We start from the raw sequence: 19,729 nt of genomic DNA, 5'->3' as shown, positions 1-19,729 counted from the left end.
CGCATCCATCAGACCAAGGGATACAAAGACAGAATGCGTGATTTCCAGTTTCCCGGCCGCTCGCCGGTTCGTGCCACGGAAGCGATGGCAGCCACATCGCATCCGCTTGCGACCCTTGCCGCCATCGAGATGCTGCGCTCCGGCGGCAATGCCATGGATGCAGCGGTCTGTGCCGCCGCCGTGCAGGGCGTGGTCGAACCGCAGTCGACCGGCATCGGCGGTGACTGCTTCGTGCTCTATAGCCCGGCAGGGCAAGGCAATGTGCTGGCATTCAACGGCTCGGGGCGGGCGCCGGCCAGGGCGACGGTCGACTGGTATCTGGAAAAAGGCTTCGACCGCATCCCGCTGCAGGGCCCGCATGCGGTCACCGTGCCGGGTACCGTCGACGCCTGGAGCCGACTGCTCGAAGACCATGGCCGCAAGGGCCTTGCCGAGGCGCTGGCGCCGGCCATCCATTATGCCGAAAACGGTTATGTCGTGCATGACCGCGTCGCCTTCGACTGGGCCGAACCGGAAACCGACCTGTCGGCCGACGAGCATGCCGCGCGCATCTTCCTGCCCGGCGGCAAGGCGCCGATGGCCGGTGACCTCCACCGTCAGCCGGAACTCGCCGCCACCTTGCGCATCATCGCCAAACAAGGCAGGGCCGGATTCTACGAAGGCGCTGTCGCCGACGATATCATTAGCCGGCTCAACGAACTGGGTGGGCTTCATTCGGCCGAGGATTTTGCCGCGACCAAAGGCGACTATGTGGCGCCGGTCAGCACCGCCTATGGCGGCCATGAGATCCATCAGATGCCGCCGAACAATCAGGGCCTGACGGCGCTTTTGATGCTGAACGTGCTGTCGGGCTTCAAGCTTGGCGGGCTCGACCCGAATGGCGCCGAGCGCCTGCATCTGGAGATCGAGGCCGGGCGGCTGGCTTACAGCGACCGCGACCGCTATGTCGCCGACCAGGATCATGTTCGGGTGCCGGTCAAGCAGCTCCTGTCCGGCGCCTATGCCGATCGGCTGCGCGCCGAGATCGACCGCGATCACGCCATGACGCATCTGCCGAGCGTGGACCTGCCCGGCAGCGATACGGTCTACATCTCCATCGTCGACCGCGACCGCAACGCGGTCTCCTTCATCAACTCGACCTATTATTCGTTCGGCAGCGGCGTGGTCGGCCCCAAGACCGGCGTCGTGCTCCAGAACCGCGGCTCCAGCTTCCGCCTCGACCCGGCGCACCCGAACGCGATCGCACCCGGCAAGCGGCCGATGCACACGATCATGCCCGGCATGGCGACCAGGAACGGCCGCGTCGTGATGCCGTTCGGCGTCATGGGTGGCGGCTACCAGCCGTTCGGACATGTCCATCTGCTCACCAACATGCTCGACTTCGGCATGGATCCCCAGCAGGCGCTGGATGCACCCAGGGTGTTTTACAATGACGACGCCGTGGAGGCCGAGCGTGGCATTCCCGCCGAGGCGATCGAGGGCTTGCGACGGCGCGGCCATCGCACAGCCGAGCCGCATCATCCGCTGGGCGGCGGGCAGGCAGTGCTGATCGACTGGGAGAAGGGAACGCTGACCGGCGCCTCCGATCCGCGCAAGGATGGTTTGGCCCTTGGGTATTGAGGTGACCGGCCGCAGGGGGCGGCGCCAAGGTCGACAATTGGCCTGAAGCGATTACCTTGGGACCGAAACCCCATGCTAGACTTCTGCACTTGAACATAGCCGGTGACCATGACCCAAACTGAAACCCACGCAGACCTCTCCCGCCGTCTCGCCGCCGGCGCCGACAACGCGCCTGCCATCCTGGCGCCCGACAGGGCGACGCTCACCCATGGCGGATTGCGCAGCCTGATCGCCGCCACGGCTGCCGCTTTGCATGCGCGCGGCATCGGTCGGGGCGACAGGGTGGCGATCGTGCTTCCGAACGGACCCGAGATGGCCACCGCTTTTGTCGCCGTGGCGGCCGCCGCCTCGACGGCGCCGCTCAATCCCGCCTACCGGGCCGACGAGCTCGATTTCTACCTGACCGACATCGGCGCCAAGGCGATCCTTGTCGCGGAGGGCGAGACCGGACCAGCGGTGACGGTGGCCGAGCGCCTCGGCATCGGCGTGCTCAGGCTTGTCGTGCAGCGGGACACACCCGCCGGCAGCTTCACGATCGAAGGCGCGGCGGTCGGTGCGCCGGCAGCCCCCGACATGGCGCGGGACGGTGACATCGCGCTGTTGCTGCACACCTCCGGCACGACATCGCGGCCAAAACTGGTGCCGCTCAGCCATGCCAATCTCGCCGCGTCGGCCGCCCATATCGGCGCGACGCTCGGCCTGACGGCCGATGACCGCTGCCTCAACATCATGCCGCTGTTCCACATTCACGGCCTGATCGCGGCCGTGCTGTCGTCGCTGGCATCAGGCGGCAGCATCTACTGCACGCCCGGCTTCAACGCGCTGCGCTTCTTCCAATGGCTGAGCGAGGCACGGCCAAGCTGGTACACCGCGGTGCCGACCATGCATCAGGCGATCCTGCCCAGGGCGGCGCGCAACACCGAGGCGCTGGCGGCGGCGCGCCTGCGCTTCATCCGCTCGTCTTCGGCGTCGCTGCCGGCGCAAGTGATGGCTGAACTGGAAGCGACCTTCGGCTGCCCGGTGATCGAATCCTACGGGATGACCGAGGCGGCGCACCAGATGGCATCGAACCGGCTGCCGCCGGGTCAGCGCAAGCCGGGCAGCGTCGGTGCCTCCGCCGGGCCGGACTTGGCTGTGATGGCGCCCGACGGGCGGCTGCTCGCAGCCGGCGAGACCGGCGAGATCGTCATTCGCGGACCCAACGTCACGGTGGGCTACGAGAAGAACCCGGATGCCAACGCCACGGCTTTCGCGCATGGCTGGTTCCACACCGGCGATCAGGGCGTGCTGGACGAGGACGGCTATGTCAGGGTCACCGGACGGCTCAAGGAGATCATCAATCGCGGTGGCGAAAAGATCTCGCCGCTCGAGGTCGACGAAGTGCTGATGGATCATCCGGCGGTGGCGCAGGTGGTCACCTTTGCCATGCCGCATGACAAGCTTGGCGAGGAGGTGGCGGCGGCGGTTGTGCTGCGCGAAGGCATCAGTGCCACCGAGGGCGACATCCGCACCTATGCCGCAACGCGGCTTGCCGACTTCAAGGTGCCGCGCAAGATCCTGATCCTGGACGAGATCCCCAAGGGCGCGACCGGCAAGCTGCAACGCATCGGCCTTGCCGCCAAACTCGGACTTTGACGATGAAGATCACCATCTTCGGCGCCGGTGCGATCGGCGGCTATCTTGCAGCCAAGCTCGCCATGATTGGACGGACCGATCTTTCGATCGTCGCGCGCGGCGCGCATCTGGAGGCGATCCAGGCGAACGGCCTGCGCCTGATCGAGGATGGCCAGGAAATTCCGGTCCGCGTCCGGGCTGCCGCCAAAGCCGAGGCACTTGGCGTCCAGGACTATGTCGTGCTGGCGCTGAAGGCCCATTCCCTTACCCCGGCCCTTGACCAGATCGCGCCCCTGCTCGGCGAACACACCGTCGTCGTCACCATGCAGAACGGCGTGCCGTGGTGGTATTTCCACGGCGTCGGCGGGCCGCTCGAAGGCACCAGGCTGAATGCGGTCGATCCCGGCGGCGCGATCTGGCAGCGGATCGGACCGGAGCGCGTCATCGGCTCGGTCGTCTATCCCGCCGTCGAAGTCGATGCCCCCGGCCTCATCCGCCATGTCGAGGGCAAGCGCTTCTCGCTCGGCGAACCCTCCGGCGAGCGCAGCGAACGGGTCACGCTTCTGGCCGAGGAGATGGTCAAGGCCGGCTTGCAGGCGCCGGTGCGCGACGACATCCGCAGCGAAATCTGGGTGAAGCTGTGGGGCAATCTCTCCTTCAACCCGATATCGGCGCTGACTGGCAGCACGCTTGCCGCGATCGTTGCCGACGAGGGCACCCGCACGCTTGCCCGCACCATGATGCTGGAGGCGCAGGCGATCGGCGAAAGCCTCGGCGTGCGCTTTCCCATCGCGGTCGACCGGCGCATCAAGGGCGCCGGCGATGTCGGCGAACACAAGACCTCGATGCTGCAGGACCTGGAGCGCGGCCGGCCGATGGAGATCGACGCGCTGGTGAGCGCGGTGCAGGAACTCGGCCGCCTGACGGACAAGCCGACGCCGACCGTCGATGCCGTGCTGGCGCTGGTGCGCCGGCTGGCGGTGGAGCGCGGGTGCTATGGGTGAAGTTGAGCAACGGGGTAAATCAGAGCCGTGGCATGAGCACCTTGGCCTCAAATCCCAGCTTGGCTGGAATTAGCAGCATGCTGAAAGCCATTCACCACGTCGCGCTCATCTGCACCGACTACGACCGGTCGCGACGGTTCTACGTCGAACTGCTCGGCCTCGATCTGATCCAGGAGGTCTATCGGGAGGAGCGGCAGTCATGGAAGGCGGATCTGCGAATCGGGTCGGTCCAACTGGAATTGTTCTCCTTCCCTGCACCAGCGATGCGGCCGTCCCATCCAGAGGCGACGGGCCTAAGACATCTGTCATTTGCCGTGGCGAATCTTGATCCCGTTATTATACGCCTGGAAGCCGCAGGCGTTGCCGTTGAGCCAATCCGGATCGACCCATATACAGACCAACGATTTACCTTTTTCAGAGACCCAGATGGATTGCCGCTGGGACTCTACGAAGCTCCATAAGGAACGGTTCGCTTTCGCGACGGGCGCTGTGCACTGACGGTATCGGCGGAGCCGCGAATCTGTGCTAAGCGCCGCACAACCAACCAAAGGACGATACCAATGAGCGAACTGACCGTGGCCCAGGCAACTGAAAGCATCTATGCCTCGCTCCGGGCGGACAATGCCGACATCGACGCACATATCGCGACGCTCAAGGCAGCGCTGGCACGAGAGGGGATAGAACAGGCGGTGTTCGATCCGACCAAGTTGGCGCAGAGCAACCGCTCGGGACGCAAGTTGATGCAGGCTTATTTTCGGCAGCGCGGCGTGAGCGTGAGGTTTTCGGACCAGTAGAACCGCGCACGGGCGATCTCAACCGCGCCATTGGGAGTTCTCGGCCGGTCCGTCGCCATCTGAACGTCGGGACTGCGCCGCATGTCGGACGTTCGAGGCGGCGGTAGACATTCTCAGAAGCCGACGTTCGTTCGGCTTTGCCAGGAATATCCGTCATCGTGTCGGTCGCTCGAAATAATGACTTGTCCTGGATCGCGGAGGGGACGTGACATGATGGATTCTGATCGGATCGACAAGCTGATCGCAGCGGTGCCCCCCGCCTTGGCGCTTCGCGCCGGGTTGGACCTTGGCATCTTCACCCGGCTCGGTGGCGATGCTGCGACTGCTGACAGCCTTGGGGCCGCGCTCCAAGTCGAGCCCGATCGTCTGTCGCGGCTCCTCTACGCACTCGCCAGCATCGGTCTCCTCGAAGTCGAGGATGGTCAATTTCGCAACGGAGCCGAAGCGTCGGAGTTCCTCGACGCGTCGAAGCCGAGCTATCGCGGCGGCGATCATGCGCTCCTGCGCGAGCTGTGGGGAGCTGACCTTTTGACCGCGGAGTCGCTGCGACAGAACCGGCCGGCTGCGCTGCATGACTTTTCCGAAGCGGGACCTGAGTCGGCGGCGGCCTTCAGCCGCATGCTCGCACCGGGTGGGGTGATTTTCGGCCGGAATCTGGCCCGGGAGATGGACCTCTCGGCGACCGGTTCGGTGATCGACATCGGCGGGGGCGCCGGGACCATACTCGTGGGACTTCGCGAGCGGTGGCCACGGATGACGGCGACGTTGATGGAACTGCCAACGGTCGCGGCGGTCGCGCCAGCTATCCTGTCGGAATACGGTGCCGACGACGTGGTTGTCGAAGAGGGGGACATAACGGTCGCGCCATCGACCGGCCGGCACGATCTGGCTATCCTGAAGGCCGTCGTCCAGGTGCTTCCGCCGGACCAGGCGCGCAATGCGATCCTGAACTCGGCGCGTTGCCTCACACAAGGAGGCGAGATCGCAATTGCTGGATGGGGTGTCGTCGATGACGACCGCCTCGGCCCGCCTGAAGGTGTCTTTTTGAATCTCACCTTCCTGAACCTCTATCGCCACGGCGAATCGTACACTGAAGGTCAGTATCGCGCGTGGATGACCGAGGCTGGATTCCGGGATATCTCCAGGTCGCGCCTGGCGGACGGCTGCACCTTGTTTCGTGCGCGCCTCACGGGGTGATCACGGCTGAATGGTGGTTTCGGACGCGGGTGCTTCGGCCTTCACATTTGACCGGCTCAATAACAGCTATCTGCCGCCGCAAGTGCTTCGGGACGGTGAGCTTTGTCCAGTGCGCCAATCCGTCGAACCGACGCATAGAACCTGACATAGTCGCCCGAACACAAGTCGAACAGGCGGAGAAACGCGGTCACCCGGTCGCTATAAACCGAAGTCGCGGCGAGCTTTGCGTTGTTGATTGGGGAAGCGAACCAGGCATCGTATCCCCGATATCGGCCCCAGCGCCTGTCGCGCATGTGTCGGTAGCGCATCCGCAGCCGTTCAATCGCAGCCGTCTTTGCGGCCAGCTTCTGCTCCGAGGTGCCGGAGCTGGAGTAGACTTGCGTTAATTCGTCCCGGGTCTGCGACACCAGCGCAAGAAATTCAGCTTTGCGCCTCCGGGCGGCTTCGTAACGGCGCAATGCGGCGGTATCGCCAGCCGCGCGCAGCCATTTTCTCACGCCGGTCGTCTCAACGGCGACAGCGAACGACTCGTTGAATGCGGAATCGTCGTGCACGTAGACGCGCTGGTGGGCCAGTTCATGGAAAACCAGCCCTGCAAGATAGGTTTCATCCTGGCTGAGCATGGTGCTCAGCAGCGGGTCACTTGACCAGCCAAGCGTGGAATATGCAGTGATGCCCGTCACATAGACGTCCATGCCCTGTCTTTGTAATTCGACTGCGGTTTCAGTTGCAGACTTCCTGGAGAAATATCCCCTGTAGGGTACGCAGCCGAAGACGGGAAAACACCATGTTCGTGGCGTCAGCGAGAATTCTGGCGCGGCGAAGACGGCCCATGTCACCGCATCCCGACCGATATCGACATAGCTGCGGTAGCTGTTGTTGTCGGGCAGCGCCAGTTCATCTGTTGCAAACTGCCGTATGGCGCTCGCCGATGCCATTCGGGCGCGCAATACTTTCGGCGTCGCAGGATCCTCGATCAGTTTCTCGACATCCTGACGCGCCGTCATGATCTGCAGATGACCCTTCACGGATTGCGCGTAGTAGGAAATACCGGTGCAACCGGTCACGTCGGACACCGCGATTACAACGGCAACCAATCGAAAGAATGCGCGCATCACGATTTGCCCAAAGCAGTGCTCGCCCGTTCCGATAGGGTGATCGTCGCGATTGCCCCCAGTCTCTAGCAGTCGCATTAATTGATCGAGATCTATAGCTTTCTAAAGAATCCGGACAGAATATTCGGACTCCTTAGCACAAACCGCGTCCGGTCGATCTGGAGCTGCTCAATCCTTCCCCACCCGCTTGAGAAGCCGTGCATAAAATTCGCCGACAATGCCGCGCCGGAAGATCAGCACGCACACCATGAAGATCAGCCCGGTGGCGATGGACACCGGAAAGCCGGAGGTGGCAAGCGTGTTTTCCAGTCCGATGACCAGGCTGGCGCCGATGATCGGCCCGACCATGGTGCCGATGCCGCCGAGAAGCGTCATCAGGATCACCTCGCCCGACATCTGCCAGGTGACGTCGGTGAGCGTGGCGAACTGGAACACGATCGCCTTGAGCGAGCCCGCCAGCCCGGCCAGCGCCGCCGACATGACGAAGGCGCCCAGCTTGTAGTTGGCGACGGAATAGCCGAGCGAAATGGCGCGGTTCTCGTTTTCCCGAATCGAGCGCAGGATCATGCCGAACGGCGAATTGACGATGCGCCAGATGGCGAAGACGCCGATCAGGAACACCGCCAGCACGAAATAATACATGTTCAGCGACAGGTTCAGGTCGAGGACGCCAACCAGCATGCCGCGCGGCACGCCCTGAATGCCATCCTCGCCTTCGGTGAAGGGCGACTGCACGCAGAAGAAGAAGAACATCTGCGACAGCGCCAGTGTGATCATGGCGAAATAGATGCCTTGCCGGCGAATGGCGAAAAAGCCCATGACAAGGCCGAGCAGGGCCGCACCCGCCACGCCGAGCAGGATGCCGGCTTCCGGCGGCCAGCCCCAGACCTTGACGGCATGCGCGGTGAAATAGGCGGCGCCGCCAAAGAAGGTGGCATGGCCGAACGACAATAGCCCAGTATAGCCAAGCAGAAGATTGAACGCGCAGGCAAACAGCGCGAAACACAGCATCTTCATCAGGAAGATCGGATAGACCAGGAAGGGCGCCACCAGCAGCGCCAGGATGCCGAGCCCGACCAGCGTCCATTCAAGCCGTGCCGAGGTCTTGGCTTGCGTCTCGCGAAGCGTCAGTTCGGCCATGTCAGATGTCCCTTCCGACATGTCAGGCGTCCCTCCCGAACAGGCCGGCCGGCCGGACCAAAAGCACGATGGCCATGATGACGAAGACCACCAGGTTGGAAGCCTCGGGGTAGAAGACCTTGGTCAGGCCTTCGGCAAGGCCAAGCGTGTAGCCGGTGACGATCGCGCCAAGGATCGATCCCATGCCCCCGACCACGACGACCGCGAAGACAACGATGATGAGATCCGATCCCATCAGCGGACTCACCTGATAGATCGGGGCGGCCAGAATTCCGGCAAGCCCCGCAAGGGCGGAGCCGAGACCGTAGGTCAGGGTGAGCAGCAACGGCACGTTGACGCCGAAAGCCTGTACGAGATGGGGGTTTTCGGTTGCCGCGCGCAGATAGGACCCCAGCCTGGTCTTCTCGATCAGCGCCCAGGTCCCGAAGCAGACGATCAGCGAGGCGACCACCACCCAGCCGCGATAGTTGGGCAGAAACATGAAGCCGAGATTGGTGCCGCCGGCAAGCAGCGGCGGCACGGCGTAAGGGTTTCCCGAGACGCCGTAATAATAGCGGAAGATGCCTTCGAGCACGAGCGCGAGGCCGAAGGTGAAGAGCAGGCCGTAGAGCGGATCGAGATCGTACAGTCTCGACAGCGCCAGGCGCTCGACAACGATGCCGAAGACACCGACGATCAGCGGCGCAAGGATCAAAGCGGGCCAGTAGCCGATGCCGAGATATGTGAGAAGCAGATAACCGACGAAGGCGCCGAGCATATACTGGGCGCCATGGGCGAAATTGATGACGCGCAGCAGGCCGAATATGACGGCCAGGCCCAGGCTCAGCATGGCGTAGAAAGATCCGTTGATCAGGCCGACCAGCAACTGGCCGAGGAAAGCCTGAACGGGGATTCCGAAGATCATCGTCATGACGCCATCATACACCCAGGACTTCGTGCAGCAGCGTCATGCGGTCCGGCAGTTCGCCGACCGGAAACCCTGCCACCACCTTGCCGTGCTCCATCAGATAGAAACGATCGGCGACACGACTGGCGAAGCGGAAATTCTGCTCGACCAGCAGGATCGTCATGCCGCGCTTCTTCAATGTCGCCAGCAACTCGCCGATGCGCTGCACGATGACGGGAGCGAGACCCTCCGTCGGCTCGTCGAGGAGCAGCATTTTCACGCCGGTTCTCAACATGCGTGCGATCGCCAGCATCTGCTGTTCGCCGCCCGACAGCCTCGTGCCGGGACTGTTGCGCCGCTCCTTCAGATTGGGGAAGAGATCGAATATTTCCTCGACGCTCATGCCGCCTTCCGCCACGACCGGTGGCAGCACCAGATTCTCGTCGACGGTCAGCGTCGCGAAGATGCCGCGTTCCTCCGGCACGAAGCCGATGCCTTGATGGGCGGTGCGGTGTAGCGGCAGCCGCATCAGGTCCTGGCCGTCGAAAGCGATCCGGCCGGTTCGCTTGCGGATAAGCCCCATGATGGAGCGCAGCGTCGTGGTCTTGCCGACGCCGTTGCGGCCCAGCAGCGTGACCGTCTCGCCGGCAAACACCTCCAGATCGACGCCGTGCAGCGCATGGCTCTCGCCATACCAGGCGTTGAGACCACCGACCGCAAGGAGAGGTGCGGCACTACTCATCGGCGGTGCCCATGTAGGCGACCTTCACGCGTTCGTCGCGGCTAACCGTGGCGTAGTCGCCGGCGGCAAGGACCTCGCCGCGCTGCATGACCGTTATCCAGTCGCAAAGATCGGCCACGACCGTCAGATTGTGCTCGACCATCAGCACGGCGCGATCCTTGGCCACCGAGCGGATGAGGTCGGAAACGGTGGCCACATCCTCGTACCCCATGCCGGCCATCGGCTCGTCCAGCAGCAGCACTTTCGGATCGAGCGCCAGGGTCGTGGCGATCTCGAGCACGCGTTTCCTGCCATAGGAAAGATCGCCGGCAAGCCTGTTCCTGGCATCGTCGAGACCGACCGACCGCAGCAGTTCCTCGGCGCGCGGCGTCAGCCGATCGAGCGCCGCCAGGGAACGCCAGAATTGAACGGCAAGACCACTCGGCCGCTGCAGCGCGACGCGCACATTGTCGAGCACGCTGAGGTGCGGAAAAATCGCCGATATCTGGAACGAGCGCACCAGACCCATCCGCGCGACCCTGGCCGGTGACGTTCGGGTGATGTCGTGGCCAAGCAGCTCGATCCTGCCGCTGGTCGGCGCCAGGAACTTGGTGAGCAGATTGAAGACGGTCGTCTTGCCGGCGCCGTTGGGTCCGATCAGGGCGTGGATGTTGCCATGGCGGACATCGAGATCGACACTTTTGACGGCGACGAAGCCGGCAAAGTCGCGCCGCAACCCGCGAGCGGAAAGCACCACCCGCGGCTCGTTCTTGTCCAGGTCAGTCGGCGCCATCGGCCGCGCCGATCACTGGCCGGCCGTCGGACAGCCGCTTTCCTTCTCGCTGAGGAATGCCTCGTTGCCGGGAATGGTGGCGAGGTATTTGTAGTAGTCCCACTCCTTGGTGCTCTCGGCTGGCGATTTGACCTGATAAAGATACATGTCGTGGACCATGTTGCCGTCCGCCTGCACCTTGCCGTTGGCCGTAAAGACGTCGTTCACCGGCATCGAATGCAATTGCTTGGCGACGGCTTCGGTCTCGTCGGTGCCAGCCTTGTCGATCGCTTTCAGGTATTGCGTGACCGCCGAGTAGGTGGCGACCTGGATCATGTTCGGCATGCGGTTGGTGCGCTTGAAGAAGCGCTGGCCGAATTCGCGGCTCTTGTCATCGCGATCCCAGTAAAAGCCCTCGGTCAGCACGACGCCCTGCGCCGCCTGAAGGCCCAGTCCATGCACCTCGGCCAGCGTGAAGAGAAGCGCTGCAAGACGCTGGCCGCCCTGGACAATGCCGAATTCGGCCGCCTGTTTGATGGAGTTGGAGGTATCGAGGCCGGCATTCGCCAGGCCGATGACCTTGGCGCCGGACGATTGCGCCTGCAGCAGGAAGGACGAATAATCGGTCGCTCCCAAGGGATAACGCACTTCGCCCAGTACCTTGCCGCCGTGGCTCTCGACGAACTTGGCGGTCTGCTCCTTCAGCGAATAGCCGAATGCATAGTCGACGGTGACAAAGAACCAGCTGTCACCGCCCTGCTGCACGAGAGAGCCGCCGGTTCCCACCGCCTGCGAGTGGGTGTCATAGGCCCAGTGGAAGCCATAGGGCGAGCACTGTTTGCCGGTCAGCTCCGTGGTCGCCGCACCGGTAACGATATCGATCTTCTTCTTTTCCTTGGAAATCCCCTGGACGGCGAGCGCCACCGAAGAGGTGGTCAGCTCCATGATGGCATCGACCTGTTCGGTGTCGTACCACTGCCGGGCAATGTTGGAGGCAATGTCCGGCTTGTTCTGGTGGTCGGCGCTGATGACCTCGATCGGCGCTCCCTGCACCTTGCCGCCGAAATCCTCGACCGCCATCTTGGCCGCCTCGACCGACCACTTGCCGCCGAAATCGGCATAGACGCCCGACTGGTCATTGAGGATGCCGATCTTGACCTTGGCATCGGAAATTTCTGCGGCTGAGGCGGGAACTGCAGCCGCGGCAAGAAAAGCGGCCGAAACGAAATAAGATAGCTTCATTGTCTAACTTCCTCCCATCACGATGAAGCCGACCGGCCCTCCACGATCGATCATCGGCAAGACGAACATGCGGAAGATGAGGATGAACGGCAAGAGGCCATTACGGATTCATATTCGAAGCGACGCGCTTTGGCGGCATAGCGCCCGCCCTGATGGAACACAAACATGTGAACCGCTCCAGCGGCACGGCGGTCGTCTTGAGCTGCCGGAGTCCCGGCGCGGCTGCGGTGTGCTCTCCGCCGGGTCAATAAGCGCCTCAACCCTCGGCGGCGACGAGATGGCCGTTGCGGACATCGACTTCTCCCCGTCGTGTGCTTTGTTTCACATACATCTGCCTCGAATCCTCGGCTTACTAAGGATGAGCTAGAAACAGTGGAGTGGTGGCCATGTCTCAAATGCGTTCGAGATGCGGTAGGAGGGAAGAGCTATGACAGCGATTCAACCATTTGAGGCGGCCCAGCAAAACCTGTGCGCTTTTGATATCGACCCTGATAGTCCCCCCGCTTTCATGGCGGCGGATATTGAGATCGCGATTATCGATGATCGATCACTGATGTGCGACTGCCTGGCAAGAGGTCTCGCGGTCATCGAGCCAGCATTTCGTCTCCAGCATTTCTCGAGCATCGAAGCCTTCGACGCGGCAGATCTGGAGGAGACGCAAAATATCTCGACTGTCTTGATGTGCGCTATGTGGTCAAACGCCGATGCAGACCACCATCTCGCCCGGATCGCCCATCTCAAAGCGACCAAACCTTGGGTGAGTGCCATCATCCTGGCCGATATCGAAAATTTTGACGATGTTCACAAGGCGATCGAAAACGGCGCACGCGGTTATGTTCCGACGAGCGTCAGCTTGCAAGTTGCAGCCAAGGCCATTCATCTCGTCGCGGCAGGGGGAATTTTCATCCCACCGAGTATCCTTTTCCAATCAGCGCAAAACGCCAAGGACGGCCATCAAACGATTAAGGCGCAGGACGACAATGTTTTTACGTCACGCCAGATCTCGGTCATCGAAGCGCTGCGTCGAGGGAAAGCGAACAAGATCATCGCCTACGAGCTCAATATGTGCGAGAGCACGGTCAAGGTGCATGTTCGCAATATCATGAAAAAACTTCGCGCCCGGAATCGGACCGAGGTGGCTTACATCTTGAATACACCGCCGTATGAGGGACTCATCAGGAATTGATCGACGACAGCCGCTTCCCTCACCGATCTCAGCTTCCACCAGCAACAAGATGTCCGCCACCGACGTCGCTCAGCGCCAGTTTCAACGGCGCCTCGCCGATCCTGCGGGTGGCGCTTGGGATCTCCTGGTCGAGGCGGGCGAAGCGGCTTCTTCGCTTGCCCGGATCGGGCACCGGCACGGCTTCGATCAGCCGTTTGGTGTAGGGGTGGCGCGGGTTGGAAAAGACCTGGTCGCGGGTGCCCATCTCGACGATCTGGCCGAGATACATGACGGCCACGCGGTCGGAGATGTTCTCGACCACGGCCATGTCGTGCGAGATGAAGAGATAGGCGACGCCGAATTCGCGCTGCAACTCCTTCAACAGATCGAGCACGCGCGCCTGAACCGAGACATCGAGCGCCGAGACGCTTTCGTCGGCGATGATCAGCTTCGGCCGCAGCGCAAGAGCGCGCGCGATGCAGACGCGCTGGCGCTGGCCGCCCGAGAATTCATGCGGATAGAGCTCCATCTGGTCGGCCGACAGGCCGACGCGCTCGAACAGTGCGGCCACACGCTCGCTGCGCTCTTCCTTCGAGGCGATGCCGTGGATGACGAGCGGCTCGGCGACGAGATCGCCGACGCGCATGCGTGGATCGAGCGAGGCGAAGGGGTCCTGAAAAATCATCTGCACGTCGCGGCGCACCGCCTTGCGCTCGTCGCGGCCGAGGCCGGACAGATTGCGCCCGCCAATGACGATGTCGCCGCTGTAGGGCACCAGCCCGGCGAGCGCCTTGGCGGTGGTCGACTTGCCGCAGCCGGACTCGCCGACCAGCGCCAGCGTCTCGTTGGGTGCTATCGAGAAGCTGACGCCTTCGACGGCGTGAACACGACGGGTGACCCGACCGAAGAAGCCGCCATGCAGGTCGAAGCGGACATGCAGGCCTTTGACCTCGGCGACATTGGCCGGCGTTGCCGTCTCGGCATCCCTGGATTTCTGGCGGCCGACACCGCTGCCGATGCGCGGCACCGCGGCAAGCAGCTCGCGCGTGTAGTCCGCTTGGGGCGCGGCAAAAATGTCTGATGTTCTCCCCTCTTCGACCATGCGGCCGTGCCGCATGATGATGACGCGGTCGGCCATTTCGGCGACGACGCCCATATCGTGCGTGATGAGGATGACGCTGGTACCATGCTGGCGCTGCAGGTCGCGCAGCAACTCCAGCACCTCGCCTTGCACGGTGACGTCGAGCGCCGTCGTCGGCTCGTCGGCAATCAGCACGTCGGGCTCGAGCGCCAACGCCATGGCGATCATGACCCGCTGGCGCATGCCGCCGGACAGCTCGTGCGGAAACTGTTTTAGCCGGCTTTCAGCTTCGGAAATGCGCACCGCCTTCAACGCTTCGATGGCGCGCTGGCGGGCCTCGCCCTGTGACAGGCTGGTATGCGCCTCGATGGATTCGGTCAGCTGCCGGCCGATCGACAGCACCGGGTTGAGCGAGGTCATCGGCTCCTGGAAGATCATGGCGATGCGGTCGCCGCGAATGCGGCGCATCCGGCGCTCGTCGAGACCAGCCAGATCAGTATCGCCGAGACGAATCGAGCCAGATGAAATCCGGGCTGCAGGCTGCGGCAAAAGCTGCATGATCGCTAGCGCCGTCATCGACTTGCCGGAGCCGGATTCGCCGGCGATGCAGAGCGTTTCGCCACGCGAAAGCGTCAGCGACAGGTTAGAGACGACCTCGCGCTCACCGTCCTCGCCGCGCACGCTGACGGAGAGGTTGGCGATGTCGAGGATTGTTTCGAGGGGTGAGGTCATCGCAAAGGCAGAGTTCTGAGGGGTTTATTCCGGCGCGCCCCCCTCTGTCCTGCCGGACATCTCCCCCTCAAGGGGGGAGATTGGCTGTCACGCGGGCCGGCGCTTCTACGTGCAACATCGAAGATTGGCGAAAGCCGAAGTGACATCTGATCTCCCCCCTTGAGGGGGAGATGGTCGGCAGACCAGAGGGGGGTGTGACGGAGCGCTGCGTTCATTCAAACACGCAGCGCGGGAAGTAGAACGACACCACCCAGTTCGGCATGTCGACGATCTCGCTGATGCGGAGATCGCCGCACACCGAGGCCAGCATATAGGCCTCGACCGGATCGATCTTGTAACGGCCGGCGAGCAGGTCGACCATCTGGGCGACCGCTTCCCTAGCGCCGGCCATCAGGTCCGGACCGATGCCGGTCGTCACCTCATAGCCCTTGGCGTCGAGATGGCGCGTCACCGGGCCTGACGTGGTGAAGCGCGGTGTCTTCAGCCTGGCATCCTTGACCAGGTCGAGCTTGAGCACGACATCCATCGGGCTTTCGATCGCCGTGCCGCAGACCTCGCCGTCACCTTGCGCGGCATGGGTGTCGCCGACCGAAAACAGCGCGCCGGCCACTTCCACCGGCAGATAGAGCGTGGTGCCGGCGGCGAGATCGCGGATGTCGAGGTTGCCGCCGACCCGCCGTGGCGGCACCACCGAATGGTGACCTTTCTCCGCCGGCGCATTGCCGATGGTGCCGGCAAACGGCTTTAGCGGCACGCGGGCGTTCTTGCCAAACAGCGCCGGCTCGAGCGAGGCGGCGTCGTATTTCCAGATGTTCAGCGCCGGCTCCTTGAAGTCGTCGGCGAGCAGGCCGAAACCCGGAATGTTCGCCGTCCAGCCGAAGCCGGACGGTTTGAACATCTCGATCGTCACCTTCAGCGCGTCGCCCGGCTCCGCACCCTCGACGAAGATCGGCCCGGTCACCGGGTTGATCTGGCCGAAATCGAGCTTGGCGATGTCAGCAACGGTGCTGTCGGGCTTCAACTGGCCGCCGCCGGCATCGAGGCACTGGAACTCGATGGTCGAGCCGGGCGCCACCCGCTCGGCCGGGGCAAACGAATTGTCCCAGCCGAAATGATGATGGCGCCCGTGGATGGTGTAGTCGCAGTTATTGCACATCTTTTACGTACACATTGTCATAGTTGATCGGGATATGGACCGGGTCGACATAGAGGTTGTCGGCGCCGCCCATGCGCGCCGATTTCATGGTGAAACGCTGCTCGTTGAAGACCGGCGCCCAGGGCGCGTCTTCCATCACCTTGTCGTAGATAGCGCTCCACATCTTGTTGCGTTCGCCTGCCTTGGCCGGATCGACCACCGAGTCTGCCTCGGCCGCCTTGGCGTCGAGATCCTTGTTGCAATACCACGACCAGTTCCAGCCGCCCGGCACCGCTCCGGCGCAGCCGAGGATCGGGCCGTAGAAGTTCGACGGATCGGGGAAATCGGCGATCCAGGCCATGCCCCCGGACCAGATCATCGGTGCGCCGGCCTTGTCGCCGCCGGCGGCGATGACATTGGCCTGGGCGAGCGACTGAATGCCGGCCTTGATGCCGATCGCCGCCAGATCCTGCTGGATCGCCTGGGCGATGCGCGGGTTGGGATCGGTGTTCATGGCGAACAATTGCGTGTCGAAGCCATCGGGATGGCCGGCCTCGGCGAGCAGCGCCTTGGCCTTGGCGACGTCATAGGGGTAGCCCTTGTATTCCTTGTCATAGCCCGGCATCGATGGCGGCAGCGGCTGGTTGGCCGGCACGGCGCGGCCGTTGATGATCTGGATGATGCGCGCCTTGTTGATCGCCATGTTGACGGCTTGCCTGACCTTCACATTGTCGAAGGGCGCCATGGTGGTGTTCATGGTGACGTAGCCGGTGTGCAGCTGGCCGCCTTCGACGACGCGCGCCTTCTGCTCGGGATCGGCCATCACCTCCTGGAATTTTGCCGGCGGGATGCCGTCGCCGGGCACATCAATCTCACCCTTCTGCAGGCGCAACAGCGCCACGATCGGCTCCTGGCCGATCTCGAAGGTGATCTTGTCCAAATGCGGCAGGCCCTTGTGCCAGTATTCCGTGTTGCGCTCGAAGACGATGCGCTGGCCGAGCGTCCACTCAGTGAGCTTGAAGGCGCCGGTGCCGACCGGATGCTTGCCGAAATCGGCGCCGTATTTCTCGACCTCTTCCTTCGGCACGACATGCGAGAAGTTGATGGCCATGACATGCAGGAAGGTGGCGTCGGGCCGGGTCAACTCGAACTTGACGGTGTAGGGGTCGACGACGGTGACGCCGGAGAGGCTTTCCGCCTTGCCGGCGGCGACATCGTCATAGCCCTTGATCGAACCGAAGAAGCCGGCGCCGGGGCTTTGGGTCTTCGGATTGGTGACGCGGTCGAGCGAATATTTCACGTCGTCGGCGGTCATCTCGCGGCCATTGTGGAATTTTACGCCATGGCGCAGCTTGAACGTGAAGGTCTTGCCGTCGGGCGAGATTTCGTAGCTTTCGGCGAGGTCGGGCTTCAGGTTTGTGGTGCCCGGCTCGTAGTCCATCAGCCCGTCGAACAGGCTCTTGATCATCGACCAGTTCTGCCAGTCATAGCCGATCGCCGGATCGAGGGTGGCGACATCGTCCTTGTAGGTGATGGTGATGGCGCCGCCCTGCTTGGCGTTCGGATCGACGGCCTCCTCGGCGCGAACGCTTGTCATGCCGAGCATCAGCGCCAGCGCCGATGCCGCCACCGTGGATGTGAGAAACTTTTTCATTTTTATGTTCCCTTTCTCTGTTTGGTTTCAGTCATTTCACGTTGTTCTTCGCTCAGGTCCGGGTTGTCATCTGAGCTTGATGCGGGGGTCGATGAAGGGCGCGATGATGTCGGCAAGCAGATTGCCCAGCACGATGGCGAAGGCCGACACCAGCGTGACCCCCATGATGATCGGAATGTCGACGCGCTGGATGGCCTGCCAGGCGAGCTGGCCGATGCCGGGCCAGCCGAACACGCTTTCGACGACGACGATGCCGCCCATGAAGATGCCGATGTCGATGCCGATCATGGCGATGACCGGCAGGATGGCGTTGGGCAAGGCATGGCGGAAGATGATGGCGCGGCGTGCCAGGCCTTTGGCACGGGCGGTGCGCACGTAATCCTGGCGCAGCACGTCGATCATCGACGAGCGCATCATGCGGGCGTACCAGCCTGCGCCGAGGATGCCCATGGTCAGCGACGGCAGCACGAGATGGCGCCAGGTGCCGTAGCCGCCGATCGGAAACCAGCCGAGCCGCACGGCAAAGACGTAGAGCAGCAGCAGGCCGACGACGAATTGCGGTGCCGAGACGCCGACGAAGGAGGCGACCATCAATGTCTGGTCGGTGGCCGTGCCGCGCCTGACCGCGGCGATCAGGCCCATGCTGAGGCCGAGCAACAGCTCGCACAGGATGGCGCCGACCATCAAAAGCAGGCTGGCGGGCAACCGCGAGACGATCAGCTCGGTGACCTCGGAGCGCTGGATGTAGGAGCGGCCGAGATCGCCGCTGATGAGCTTCACCAGATAGCGCCAGTACTGGACGGCGAAGGGCTGGTCGAGGCCGAGCTGCTGGCGGATGTTCTCGACCGTCTGCGGCGTGGCGCTGCGGCCAGCGATCTGGCGCACCGGGTCGGCCGGCAAGAGATAGAGCAGCGCGAAGGTGATCAGCGAGACGCCGAGCAGGATCAGCAGCGACTGGATGAGGCGGCGGCCGAGATAGGCGATCATGCCCGGCCTCTTTGCGTCGGATCGAGGATGTCGCGCAACGCGTCGCCGATCAGGTTGAAGGCCAGTGCCAGCGCCAGGATCGCCGCCCCGGGGAAGAACACCAGCCAGGGTGCGGCCTGGAAGTAGGTCTGGTTCTCGAAGATGATGTTGCCCCAGGACGCCGTCGGCGGCTGCACGCCGATGCCGAGGAAGGAGAGCGTCGCCTCGAGCAGCACCGTGGTGGAAATGCCGAGCGTGCCCCAGACGATGATGGTCGGCAGCAGATGCGGCAGGATGTGGCGAAACAGGATGCGCGGTGCGCTGGCGCCAATGGTGCGCTCGGCATCGATGAACTCGCGTTCGGCCAATGAGCTGGTCTCGGTGTAGATGACGCGCGCGGTCTGCACCCAGTTGACCAGCGCGATGACCATGGCAACGATCCACAGGCTGGGCTCGAATACCGCCGCCAGGCAAATGGCGAGCAGCAATGCCGGAAACGCCATCATCAGGTCGGTGAAGCGCATCAACGCGCTTCCGACCCAGCCGCGGAAATAGCCGGCAACAACGCCAACCAGCGTGCCGATCAAAAGGGCCACGCCATTGGCGACGATGCCAATGATCAGCGAGGTGCGGGCGCCGTAGAGGATGCGGGTCAACAGATCACGGCCAAGCAGGTCGGTGCCCAGCCAGAATTTTGCATCCGGCGGCAAGGGCGAGCCCTCGATGGTCAGGCCGTCGAACATCTGCTCGTTGGGGTCGTAGCCGGTCAGCCATGGCGCCAATACAGCGCCGGCAACGACAATGGCGACGATCACCAGGCCGAGCAATGCCAGACGGCGCTTGATCAGCCGGCGCCAGACGCCGGCGCGCGGTTTGACCGGCATACGCCCT

At 63.2% G+C, this 19,729-nt stretch carries 18 protein-coding genes; 7 read left to right on the top strand and 11 right to left on the bottom strand.

The window, feature by feature from the left end; translation table 11 throughout:
* Window positions 1–33: 33 nt before the first annotated feature.
* The 6 genes from ggt (at window position 34) to ASD99_RS00210 (ending at window position 6,229) form a co-directional block, all read left to right on the top strand.
* On the top strand, window positions 34–1,620 hold the full coding sequence (gene ggt, locus ASD99_RS00235; protein WP_057142391.1) for a gamma-glutamyltransferase: 1,587 nt from the start codon (window positions 34–36) through the stop codon (window positions 1,618–1,620).
* A 108-nt stretch (window positions 1,621–1,728) separates the two neighbouring features.
* Entirely contained in the window at window positions 1,729–3,255 is a 1,527-nt protein-coding gene (locus ASD99_RS00230; protein ID WP_057142390.1) for an acyl--CoA ligase, read from the top strand.
* 2 nt (window positions 3,256–3,257) lie between these two features.
* Window positions 3,258–4,238: a 2-dehydropantoate 2-reductase gene (locus ASD99_RS00225; RefSeq protein ID WP_057142389.1), complete on the top strand. Its 981-nt coding sequence runs from the start codon at window positions 3,258–3,260 to the stop codon at window positions 4,236–4,238.
* 77 nt (window positions 4,239–4,315) lie between these two features.
* The gene (locus ASD99_RS00220; protein ID WP_082583098.1) at window positions 4,316–4,699 is read left to right on the top strand and encodes a VOC family protein; all 384 of its coding nucleotides are present in this window, start codon (window positions 4,316–4,318) and stop codon (window positions 4,697–4,699) included.
* 99 nt (window positions 4,700–4,798) lie between these two features.
* Entirely contained in the window at window positions 4,799–5,032 is a 234-nt protein-coding gene (locus tag ASD99_RS00215) for a hypothetical protein (RefSeq protein ID WP_057142388.1), read from the top strand.
* 210 nt (window positions 5,033–5,242) lie between these two features.
* Window positions 5,243–6,229: a methyltransferase gene (locus ASD99_RS00210; protein WP_057142387.1), complete on the top strand. Its 987-nt coding sequence runs from the start codon at window positions 5,243–5,245 to the stop codon at window positions 6,227–6,229.
* Window positions 6,230–6,285: 56 nt separating this feature from the next.
* Here ASD99_RS00210 and ASD99_RS00205 read toward each other — a convergent pair whose 3' ends face one another.
* The 6 genes from ASD99_RS00205 to ASD99_RS00180 all read right to left on the bottom strand — a co-directional run bounded on the left by ASD99_RS00205 (window position 6,286) and on the right by ASD99_RS00180 (window position 12,105).
* The gene (locus ASD99_RS00205; RefSeq protein WP_057142386.1) at window positions 6,286–7,344 is read right to left on the bottom strand and encodes an aminopeptidase; all 1,059 of its coding nucleotides are present in this window, start codon (window positions 7,342–7,344) and stop codon (window positions 6,286–6,288) included.
* A 168-nt stretch (window positions 7,345–7,512) separates the two neighbouring features.
* Window positions 7,513–8,484, bottom strand: a complete 972-nt coding sequence (locus tag ASD99_RS00200) for a branched-chain amino acid ABC transporter permease (protein WP_057142385.1) — start codon at window positions 8,482–8,484, stop codon at window positions 7,513–7,515.
* Between the two features lie 22 nt (window positions 8,485–8,506).
* Window positions 8,507–9,394: a branched-chain amino acid ABC transporter permease gene (locus ASD99_RS00195; protein WP_056593393.1), complete on the bottom strand. Its 888-nt coding sequence runs from the start codon at window positions 9,392–9,394 to the stop codon at window positions 8,507–8,509.
* Window positions 9,395–9,401: 7 nt separating this feature from the next.
* Window positions 9,402–10,112 (bottom strand): ABC transporter ATP-binding protein, encoded by a 711-nt coding sequence (locus ASD99_RS00190; RefSeq protein WP_056592739.1) that lies wholly within the window; start codon window positions 10,110–10,112, stop codon window positions 9,402–9,404.
* Window positions 10,105–10,884: an ABC transporter ATP-binding protein gene (locus ASD99_RS00185; RefSeq protein ID WP_057142384.1), complete on the bottom strand. Its 780-nt coding sequence runs from the start codon at window positions 10,882–10,884 to the stop codon at window positions 10,105–10,107. The genes ASD99_RS00190 and ASD99_RS00185 overlap by 8 nt, the downstream gene beginning before the upstream one ends.
* 12 nt (window positions 10,885–10,896) lie before the next feature.
* Window positions 10,897–12,105, bottom strand: coding sequence for an ABC transporter substrate-binding protein (locus ASD99_RS00180; RefSeq protein WP_057142383.1), 1,209 nt, complete (start codon window positions 12,103–12,105; stop codon window positions 10,897–10,899).
* A gap of 427 nt (window positions 12,106–12,532) precedes the next feature.
* Here ASD99_RS00180 and ASD99_RS00175 point away from each other — a divergent pair, with 427 nt between their 5' ends.
* Entirely contained in the window at window positions 12,533–13,291 is a 759-nt protein-coding gene (locus ASD99_RS00175; RefSeq protein ID WP_082583097.1) for a LuxR C-terminal-related transcriptional regulator, read from the top strand.
* Between the two features lie 28 nt (window positions 13,292–13,319).
* On the opposite strand, the gene ASD99_RS00170 is transcribed toward ASD99_RS00175, so the two are convergent.
* The 5 genes from ASD99_RS00170 to ASD99_RS00150 form a co-directional block, all read right to left on the bottom strand.
* Window positions 13,320–15,083, bottom strand: coding sequence for an ABC transporter ATP-binding protein (locus tag ASD99_RS00170; RefSeq protein WP_057142381.1), 1,764 nt, complete (start codon window positions 15,081–15,083; stop codon window positions 13,320–13,322).
* Between the two features lie 211 nt (window positions 15,084–15,294).
* Entirely contained in the window at window positions 15,295–16,239 is a 945-nt protein-coding gene (locus ASD99_RS00165; protein ID WP_057142380.1) for an acetamidase/formamidase family protein, read from the bottom strand.
* A complete protein-coding gene (locus tag ASD99_RS00160; RefSeq protein ID WP_057142379.1) occupies window positions 16,229–17,872 on the bottom strand; it encodes an ABC transporter substrate-binding protein in 1,644 nt (547 codons plus the stop codon). The genes ASD99_RS00165 and ASD99_RS00160 overlap by 11 nt, the downstream gene beginning before the upstream one ends.
* Window positions 17,873–17,938: 66 nt before the next feature.
* Entirely contained in the window at window positions 17,939–18,859 is a 921-nt protein-coding gene (locus ASD99_RS00155) for an ABC transporter permease (protein ID WP_056592721.1), read from the bottom strand.
* On the bottom strand, window positions 18,856–19,722 hold the full coding sequence (locus tag ASD99_RS00150) for an ABC transporter permease (protein ID WP_200950961.1): 867 nt from the start codon (window positions 19,720–19,722) through the stop codon (window positions 18,856–18,858). Before ASD99_RS00150 ends, ASD99_RS00155 begins: the two co-directional genes overlap by 4 nt.
* Window positions 19,723–19,729: the final 7 nt, after the last annotated feature.

Source organism: Mesorhizobium sp. Root695 (genome assembly GCF_001428185.1).
GTDB lineage: Bacteria > Pseudomonadota > Alphaproteobacteria > Rhizobiales > Rhizobiaceae > Mesorhizobium.
This window is presented reverse-complemented; position numbering and strand designations above follow the sequence as displayed.